We start from the raw sequence: 8,653 nt of genomic DNA on the forward strand, positions 1-8,653 counted from the left end.
TTAATTTTACCATTTAGATGGGTAATCCTGACATTAATTTTTACAGGATTTACGCAACTTATTAGTTTGAATCACTAACTAAAAATATAAGACGTTATAGTTTTGTTGAACTATTTCAGCACATAGTTTTTTTGCCGAAGTCTTGTCTTAGTCTTGTCATCTACCTAAAGGTTAAGTAGGTAGATAAAATGATTTATTTGTATATCTACTAATCTGGTATATTTCCTTTTAGCTATTTATAAGAATTAAGACAAAATATTAAATTAATTTGGCACAGGTAGTTAACTCTGAAATTTTTTGAGCCAATTGGATATGTAATTTATGGCTAGCTTTGTAAGCCAAATAATGAGCTTTAGGAAAATTTCCCAATAAACTCAAATCTCCAATTAAATCCAACATTTTATGACGTACTGGTTCATTTGTAAATCTTAATGGTGGGTTTAACCATCCGGTTTCACTACAAACCAAAGCATTTTCTAAAGTACCACCTTTAATTAAACCAGCTTTTCGCAATTGGTCAATTTGATAATCTAAACCAAATGTCCGAGCTGGGGCAACACAGTCAGCAAAATTGTCTGTTTTTGGAGACCAACTATACCATTGATTACCAATAGCTGGTAAATCAAAATCTATACCATAAGTAAAGCGAGTTTCTGAACTAGGTAAAGCAGCAACAAAACTATCCTCTTGATATACCCATACTGGTTGAGTTATTAGTTGTGGGATGTAAGTATTATTAATCTGTGTATCTATTCTTTGATAAAAATCTTGCTTATTCTTGTTATCTCCCAATCTCCCCAGACTTCCCACACTCCCCATCTCCCTATTTCCCCCCTTTGCTTCAACTAATCCTACAGAAGCGATCGCCTCTGTCCAAACTTTAGCCGAACCATCTAACAAGGGAACTTCTGGCCCATCAATTTCAATTCGAGCATTATCTATACCCATTCCTGCCAAGGCAGCTAATAGATGTTCTACAGTACGGATGTGAATATTTCCAATACCTAATTCTGTGGAGAGAGTAGTAGAAATAACAGAAGATATTCGAGCATTAATAATTGGAGTTTCTGGCAAGTCAATCCTAACAAAATATCGCCCCGAATTTTGAGGGGCAGGCATAACCTTAATATGAGATTTTATACCACTATGTAAACCCACTCCCGACTGTGAAAATTCTGCTGCTAAAGTATATTGATGATTCATATTCTTGTAATAATTTTTTTATTGTTTGTAGCACAGGCATCTTGCTTGTGATAGCTATACCTCATACCAATTCACTTTAAAAATCTCACAAATAGTTAGGCAACCTATAATGTGAAATAATAAGCTGAAATTACTGTATAGAACCCCTAAGCGTATCTTCATAAATATGCGCGTTAGCTAGGAGTTAGGAGACAGGAGACAGGAGGTAAGAGGAAAGAGGGAAGATGTGGGGAGAAATAATAAAAAAAATTCAACACTCCTTCAGATAATTTTTCCTCATTCTTGATGCACGAATAGACAAGACTAGCATAATTATATAGATCTCAAATGGGTTCTATAATTGAGCTTTTAAGGCATTCAAATATGACTTATGAATTCTGACTTCTGTGAAACGGTATCACCAATACTATTTTGAAAAGGGCAGAAAAATCAAGGGACTATTCTTCCGACTAAGTAAGTAGGCGCGAATAAACCTAACTATGTAACGAAATGTTGATGCACTTAATACCCTTGAGATTGCTTCCTTGCACTCCGTTCCAGTCGCAATGACAGTTGTAAATTTTCTTACCTACCTACTTACCTCCTCTATAATTTCCGATTCCCCCTAACTACTCCCCACACTTCCCTACTCCTTATTCGCGATCGCTACTTGATATCTCTTACCAACTTTTTTGAGATTAAAGGAATTAGAGGATTTTAAAAAGTTGAGAAATTTACCACTTAATTTCAATTGTTTCAGGATTGTAGTAATGGAATGACTATATTGTTTTTTAAATTCTGTACCAATATTAGAAATGCAAATATAGCCACGAGGAGCATGAGCAGCTAAAACTTCAATAATATTCACTAAGGCTTTTTCCAATTCTTCTGGAGAATTAATTATCTCCGAATTTAAAGTCCGTACATTTTCTGCTTGTTCTGGAGAACTAATTATCTGTGAATTTAAAGTCTGTACATTTTGGGCGATCGCTACTTGATATTCTTGAGATTTTGGTTTTTTTTTCGCTCTAAATTTAGGAGAGAATTTGAAAAAGTTCTCCAGGTCATTGTTGATTTTTAAATCCTTTAATACCTGCTCCAGATCCTCCCCAAATATTGCCGTAAATTTTTCATCAACTAACTTCAAATCTACAAAAACTTTATTCTTATTGAGTGGAATAGTAGAGATGATTTTCGTCACTTCTTGCTCAAATTCTGCTCTAGAATTAATCTCAGGTAAATAAACCGTATTTGACTGAATATTTTCCTCATTTTCAAAAAATTCTGTAGCAATATTTTGAGTTGCCAAAATTTCCACCTCTTCGGAAATCACCTTTGATAAACTTTGTTTAGATTGTCTATCTACAGAAATTTCAGATCGTTTATTCAATAAACTAGCAATAATAGATAACTCAGAACTGCGCCGAATAATAGACTCATTTTCCACTTGTAACAACTCTTGAATTTTTTCCACAAACTCTTCTAATGGAGGAATTTCTGTTGCCATTTTCAAGGAATAATGCTTCACCTCTAAAGTATTTCTATTTTCTATAATCAGAATATTATCTGGTTGTCTTCTTACCCGATAAACAGTCAAACCTTGATTTTGTAAACTATTACAAAGATGAGTCAATAACCAATCCGAAGAACAAACAAAAACAGCTTTAGCATCAGAATATTGCCTACCAATAGCTGCCCCCATAGACATCATTTGAGCATCAGCACTATTTTTACCTTCAGGAACATGAATAAGTTGATATCCACGCTCAAAAAGCTCTGCATCATATTTGCTCAAACTAGAGTTTTTCCAGTTACCAAAAGCAATCTTAACTTGTAAAGAATATTCAGAAATATTAGCTAAAAATTTCTCGGCACTAATATCAATTTTCAGATTTTCAACATCTAATAATAAAATTGCAATTCCAGCTTCGGGAGCTTCAGCTAAAGTTGTTGACTCAGATTGACTAACAGAAATTTCCTGCCCTATATTTGACGTAGCCAAATTTACCATAAACTGCCGACCACAATTTTTGCAGAGATAGCGTTGACGATTTTTAGGGCGACCATTTTTGCGTAAAGATGTAGAACCACAAGTAGGACATTTCATATATTAAGTTAAAACGCAAAAGTCAAAAGTTAAAAGTTAAAAATATTTAATTTCATCTTTAAGAATCTCATGAAGTCAAAAGTAGCAGCACCTCAAAGACTTTATCTCAAGATGTCTATTTGATGACAAAGAGAAACTTTCGGGTCAGAAATGAGATTAAAGGTATTTCTCCTGACTCCTGACCTCTGAATCCTGACACCTGAGTCCTATGATACGATAACCGTTGTTTAACAAAATTTAATAAAATTATGGCCCGCGATTTAAGAGGATTCCTAAAAATTTTAGAAGACCGAGGACAACTATGCCGAATCAATGCCTTAGTTGACCCTGACCTAGAAATAGCAGAAATTTGTAATCGAATGCTACAAAAGGGTGGTCCTGCTTTACTATTTGAAAATGTTAAAGGGTCTGACCACTCCATAGCAATAAATCTCTTGGGTACCGAGGAACGAGTATGTTGGGCAATGAATATGGAAAAACCCCAGGAGTTGGAAACCTTGGGTAAAAAATTGGGAATGCTGCAACAACCCAAACCACCAAAAAAGATTTCCCAAGCAGTAGAATTTGGTAAAGTTCTATTTGATGTGGTCAAGGCAAAACCAGGGCGCGACTTTTTTCCACCTTGTCAACAGGTAGTTATTGAAGGGGATGCTCTTGACTTAAACAAAATTCCGATGATTCGCCCCTATCCAGGAGATGCAGGTAAAATTATTACTCTGGGTTTGGTCATTACAAAAGATTGTGAAACAGGTACTCCTAATGTGGGAGTTTATCGGTTGCAGTTACAGTCTCGTAATACTATGAGCGTGCATTGGTTATCTGTCCGTGGTGGAGCGCGACATCTACGGAAGGCGGCAGAAAATGGGAAAAAATTGGAAATTGCAATTGCTCTAGGAGTAGATCCATTAATTATTATGGCTGCTGCTACTCCAATTCCGGTAGATTTATCTGAATGGTTATTTGCTGGACTTTATGGTGGTTCTGGTGTGAAGCTAAATAAGTGCAAAACCCTAGATTTGGAGATACCTGCCGATTCAGAATTTGTGCTAGAAGGTACTATCACTCCTGGGGAAGTATTGCCAGATGGTCCCTTTGGCGACCACATGGGTTATTATGGTGGAGTGGAAGATTCTCCGGTAATTAGATTTCACTGCATAACTCATAGGAAAGACCCAATTTATTTAACGACTTTTAGTGGTAGACCTCCGAAAGAAGAGGCAATGATGGCGATCGCTCTTAATCGGATCTATACTCCTATCCTCAGACAGCAAGTGTCGGAAATTGTAGATTTTTTCTTACCGATGGAAGCGCTCAGTTACAAAGCTGCGGTTATTTCTATTAAGAAAGCATATCCAGGTCAGGCAAGACGAGCAGCTTTAGCTTTTTGGAGTGCTTTGCCACAATTTACTTATACAAAGTTTGTTATTGTGGTAGATGAGAGTATTAATATTAGGGACCCGCGTCAAGTAGTCTGGGCAATTAGTTCTAAAGTAGATCCTTCTAGAGATGTGTTTATTTTGCCGAATACGCCTTTTGATAGTTTAGATTTTGCAAGTGAGAAAATTGGTTTGGGTGGTCGGATGGGAATAGATGCGACGACGAAAATTCCCCCAGAGACTGACCATGAGTGGGGTGCAACTTTGGAGTCTGACCCGGATGTAGCGGCAATGGTAGATAGACGTTGGGGAGAGTATGGGTTGGATGATTTGAAGTTAGGGGAAGTTGACCCGAATTTGTTTGGGTATGATATTCGTTGATTAATGGATAATTGATAATTACTTCAGCATTTTTTAGGTCAATTAACCACATTTCATTAATTAATAATGGATAATGAATAATGAATAATTACTTCAGATGATAAAAGCTATATCAACGAATGATTTAATATTGTAAGTCATTGCGACGGTCACTCCGTGGAAGAAATCAATCTCAGGGATTTTAGAGATTGCTTCCTGTCGTCGCAATGACAAATTTTTAGTCTAATTCTATATTATTCGAGGGAATATTCATAACAAATTCTCTAAACAGAAAAACAGCTATTTATAGTGAGGATATTTCTACTTTTGCTTCGGGAATTTCTACTCTTTTTTTGTAGTTGCTTTTTTATTCAATTTGTTAATTTTAATATATCTTTATTTGAAAAATAATTTATGGCTATTTCCAGTAATTTTCTAAATAGTAGTCCAAAAGTTGCTGAATCAACAAATTTTATTGCTGATTCTTACCGTGCTAATTCTGCTAGTAATTTAGCAAAACAACTTTATTCGGAAACGCAAAAGTTTGATGATAGTTTAGATACTGAACATGAAGTTGGGGTAAAACTTGTATCATTTGGTGAAAACATAACTTTTCATGTATCAGACATTAGCTATTGCGATCTTAGTTTGATTATATTTCATGGATTTACAAACAATGTATAACCAGTTAAATTGATACAAAACGTTTCGCAAATTAGTTTAATTTTGATTATTTTGCCAAAGTTAGAACCTGAAAAACCTAAACGAAAAATTGGTTTTATTCAAAATAATTGAAATATTATCCTGATTATTATTTAGTTACATATAGCAATCCTAAATAGATTGTAATTATATTGTAAGGTTTTGGTCTCCAAACCCAAGTATAAATAAGATTTTATAGGCTCAAAATCTGACTTTTGACTTTTAATTTTTGAGTTTCAACTTTCCTTGTTGATAACTTATAGCTATATCTAATAAACTTTAACTAAAAATTATCATTTTTCATGCCTACCTTTATCTTGTAGAAAAAGGAAAGTAAAATTAATTTATAGCAGTCGCCATTACTAGCGCGAACATTCTTAAACTGTTAAATTTAGTCACACGAAGAATTTAACTTCTAACTTCTGAACTGCAGCTATAGGTGTCTATGAATGTACAGATTGCTCCGATCTGTCTAATATTGCTAAATTAATTATGTCTACAAACAGAGTCAAATATAATTTTTATAGAGAAAAACGAGAATGGTTAACAGTTATTTTGCAAATGCAATATTCTGTCATTCCCGCAATTATTTTTAGGGTGACATTCTGCGGATTATTTGGTTTTCTTATTTCTCTACTTTACTACCTAAATTTTCCTGTTACTTTGCCGACAAAAAGTAGTATTGTTCCTAGTTTAGTCTTAGGTTTACTATTAGTGTTTAGAACAAATACAGCTTATGAAAGATTCTGGCAAGGTCGGCAGTTATGGGGAACTATTGTTCATACAGTTCGGAATTTTGCACGACAAATTTGGGTGGCAGTCGAAGAAAATAATCCAGCAGATAGAGAAGCAAAAGAGGAAATAATGCGACTATTAGTTGCTTTTGCTATAGCTGGTAAATTACATTTGCGTGGTGAGAATGTGAATAGAGAATTAGAGGGATATATGCCTAAAGAATGGTATGAAAAGCTAAAAAGAATGAATCATCCTCCTATTCATATTGCTTTTTTAATAGATGATTATCTTCAGCATCAATATGAACGTGGTTGTATTAATCCCTATCAACTTACTTCCATGTTTCAGTTACTGGATAGAATGGTTGAAGCCTTGACAGGTTGTGAAGGAATTTTAAAGACTCCTATTCCTTTAGCATACTCAATTCATCTGAGACAATTATTGTTAATTTATTGTCTATCATTGCCACTTCAAATCGTAAATGAATTTCATTTTTGGACTGGTATAGTAGTTGCTATAATTAGTTTTACCGTATTTGGAATTGAAGAAATTGCCCTAGAAATAGAAAATCCTTTCGGTTACGATCCTAATGATTTACCCTTGGATGCTATTTGCACTACAATGTACCGTAATATTGAAGATTTAATTACTTTAGCACCTTGCGTTAGACATTGGAAGCGTATACCGATTAACTCACAAAACCATCATTTTCAATAAATTTAACTCCTATCTCTGTAACCCTATTTCCCCATTTGTCAAAATTATACATATTTAGTTACGGTCTTTGGGTGTTAGATTTGGGGTCACCGTTATTTCAGTTATCAGTTATTATTACCTCCGGCTAAAGTTGGAGGCTTGAAATATTGAAAGTTATTTTTTTTCATCCCCTTTAAAAGGGAGGTTTGAAATCTTCTTTCTTGGTCAACTGTCAATAATTTTACCTGAATTACAACAAAATAAAAACTTATATTAAATTATATTAAATTTTATATACTTAAAGTCACAACATGAGTCTAGTTTCAGGTAAATTATTGACTGATACATAATTTTTTCTAGATCAAATTATGCTCTTGGATTAATCTCCATAAGGATAATATATAATGATAAAATTCAATACTTAATTGAAATAATAAAGTAATAAAAATGGAAAATACTCAAACTGGTTATACTAATAAAATTATAAATGATCAAAGTGGTGTAGAAGATAATGATATTACAGCTATTTATGAGCGGGCTGTAGCGCATTATCAATTAGCAAATTATCAGGATGCAATTGCTGACTATACCAGAGTAATAGAAATTGAATCTAGTAACGCTGAAATTTACTACAATCGAGGTGTGGCCAAGCATCAAATGGAAGATTATCAGGGTGCAATTTTTGATTACACTGAATCAATTAAAATTGACCCTAGTAATAGCAATTTCTACAATAATCGTGGTTTAGCTTTTTCTCAAATAGGTTATCATCAGGAGGCGATCGCTGATGTGACTGAGGCACTTCGACTAAATCCTGATGATGCTGATAATTATTACAATAGGGGTTTCGTGTATGAAGCAAGTGAAGATTATGAAAAAGCTATCGCGGATTACACAGAAGCACTCAAAATTAATCCTGATTATAATCTAGCTACTCAAAGGCGAGAGCATTTACTTGTATTGATTGACCGTCAGTCTAAAGAAGTTAGAGAAGATACTGGAATAATAACACCTCCAACTGATGTGGAGACGGAGAAACTTCCAGAAACTAAGCCTGATGTAGAGACAGAAAAACCTCCAGAAGTATTTGTAGAAGATACTGGAATAATAACACCTCCAACTGATGTGGAGACGGAGAAACCTCCAGAAATTAAGTCAGATGTGGAAACAGAGAAACCTCCAGAAATTAAGTCAGATGTGGAAACAGAGAAACCTCTAGAAGTATTGGAAAGTCCGAGTTTAAGACAAATACCTCAGAAGAATCTGGAGGTGGAAAAATCTCCAGAAACTAAGTCAGATTTGGAGACAGAAAAACCTCCAGAAGTATTGGAAAGTAAAAGTTTAAGACAAATACCTCAGAAGAATTTGGAGGTGGAAAAATCTCCAGAAACTAAGTCAGATTTGGAGACAGAGAAACCTCCAGAAGTATTGGAAAGTCCGAGTTTAAGACAAATACCTCAGAAGAATTTGGAGGTGGAAAAATCTCCAGAAACTA

Annotated in this window: 5 protein-coding genes and 1 pseudogene; 4 read left to right on the forward strand and 2 right to left on the reverse strand. The window is 34.5% G+C overall.

Annotation, left to right across the window (positions count from 1 at the left end):
- Positions 1–258 precede the first annotated feature (258 nt).
- Together ACP6PL_RS23680 and ACP6PL_RS23685 are read right to left on the reverse strand one after the other, a co-directional pair.
- Positions 259–1,203, reverse strand: coding sequence for a UDP-3-O-acyl-N-acetylglucosamine deacetylase (locus ACP6PL_RS23680; protein ID WP_426547750.1), 945 nt, complete (start codon positions 1,201–1,203; stop codon positions 259–261).
- Between the two features lie 625 nt (positions 1,204–1,828).
- The gene (locus tag ACP6PL_RS23685) at positions 1,829–3,289 is read right to left on the reverse strand and encodes an IS1/IS1595 family N-terminal zinc-binding domain-containing protein (RefSeq protein WP_426547751.1); all 1,461 of its coding nucleotides are present in this window, start codon (positions 3,287–3,289) and stop codon (positions 1,829–1,831) included.
- Between the two features lie 248 nt (positions 3,290–3,537).
- Here ACP6PL_RS23685 and ACP6PL_RS23690 point away from each other — a divergent pair, with 248 nt between their 5' ends.
- The 4 genes and pseudogenes from ACP6PL_RS23690 to ACP6PL_RS23705 form a co-directional block, all read left to right on the forward strand.
- Positions 3,538–5,046, forward strand: coding sequence for a UbiD family decarboxylase (locus tag ACP6PL_RS23690; protein WP_426547752.1), 1,509 nt, complete (start codon positions 3,538–3,540; stop codon positions 5,044–5,046).
- A 393-nt stretch (positions 5,047–5,439) separates the two neighbouring features.
- Positions 5,440–5,820: pseudogene (locus tag ACP6PL_RS23695) on the forward strand (DUF6173 family protein).
- 399 nt (positions 5,821–6,219) lie between these two features.
- Positions 6,220–7,179, forward strand: coding sequence for a bestrophin family protein (locus tag ACP6PL_RS23700; RefSeq protein WP_426547753.1), 960 nt, complete (start codon positions 6,220–6,222; stop codon positions 7,177–7,179).
- A 426-nt stretch (positions 7,180–7,605) separates the two neighbouring features.
- The coding region (locus tag ACP6PL_RS23705) for a tetratricopeptide repeat protein (RefSeq protein WP_426547754.1) at positions 7,606–8,653 on the forward strand (1,048 nt) is incomplete at its 3' end.

The organism is Dapis purpurea BLCC-M126 (genome assembly GCF_050015975.1).
Classification (GTDB): domain Bacteria; phylum Cyanobacteriota; class Cyanobacteriia; order Cyanobacteriales; family Microcoleaceae; genus Trichodesmium.

Excerpts from the sequence above, each read along its gene's own strand:
- ACP6PL_RS23680 (WP_426547750.1), bottom strand. The coding sequence starts at position 1,203 with ATGAATCATCAATATACTTTAGCAGCAGAATTTTCACAGTCGGGAGTG.
- ACP6PL_RS23690 (WP_426547752.1), top strand. The coding sequence starts at position 3,538 with ATGGCCCGCGATTTAAGAGGATTCCTAAAAATTTTAGAAGACCGAGGA.
- ACP6PL_RS23685 (WP_426547751.1), bottom strand. The coding sequence starts at position 3,289 with ATGAAATGTCCTACTTGTGGTTCTACATCTTTACGCAAAAATGGTCGC.
- ACP6PL_RS23700 (WP_426547753.1), top strand. The coding sequence starts at position 6,220 with ATGTCTACAAACAGAGTCAAATATAATTTTTATAGAGAAAAACGAGAA.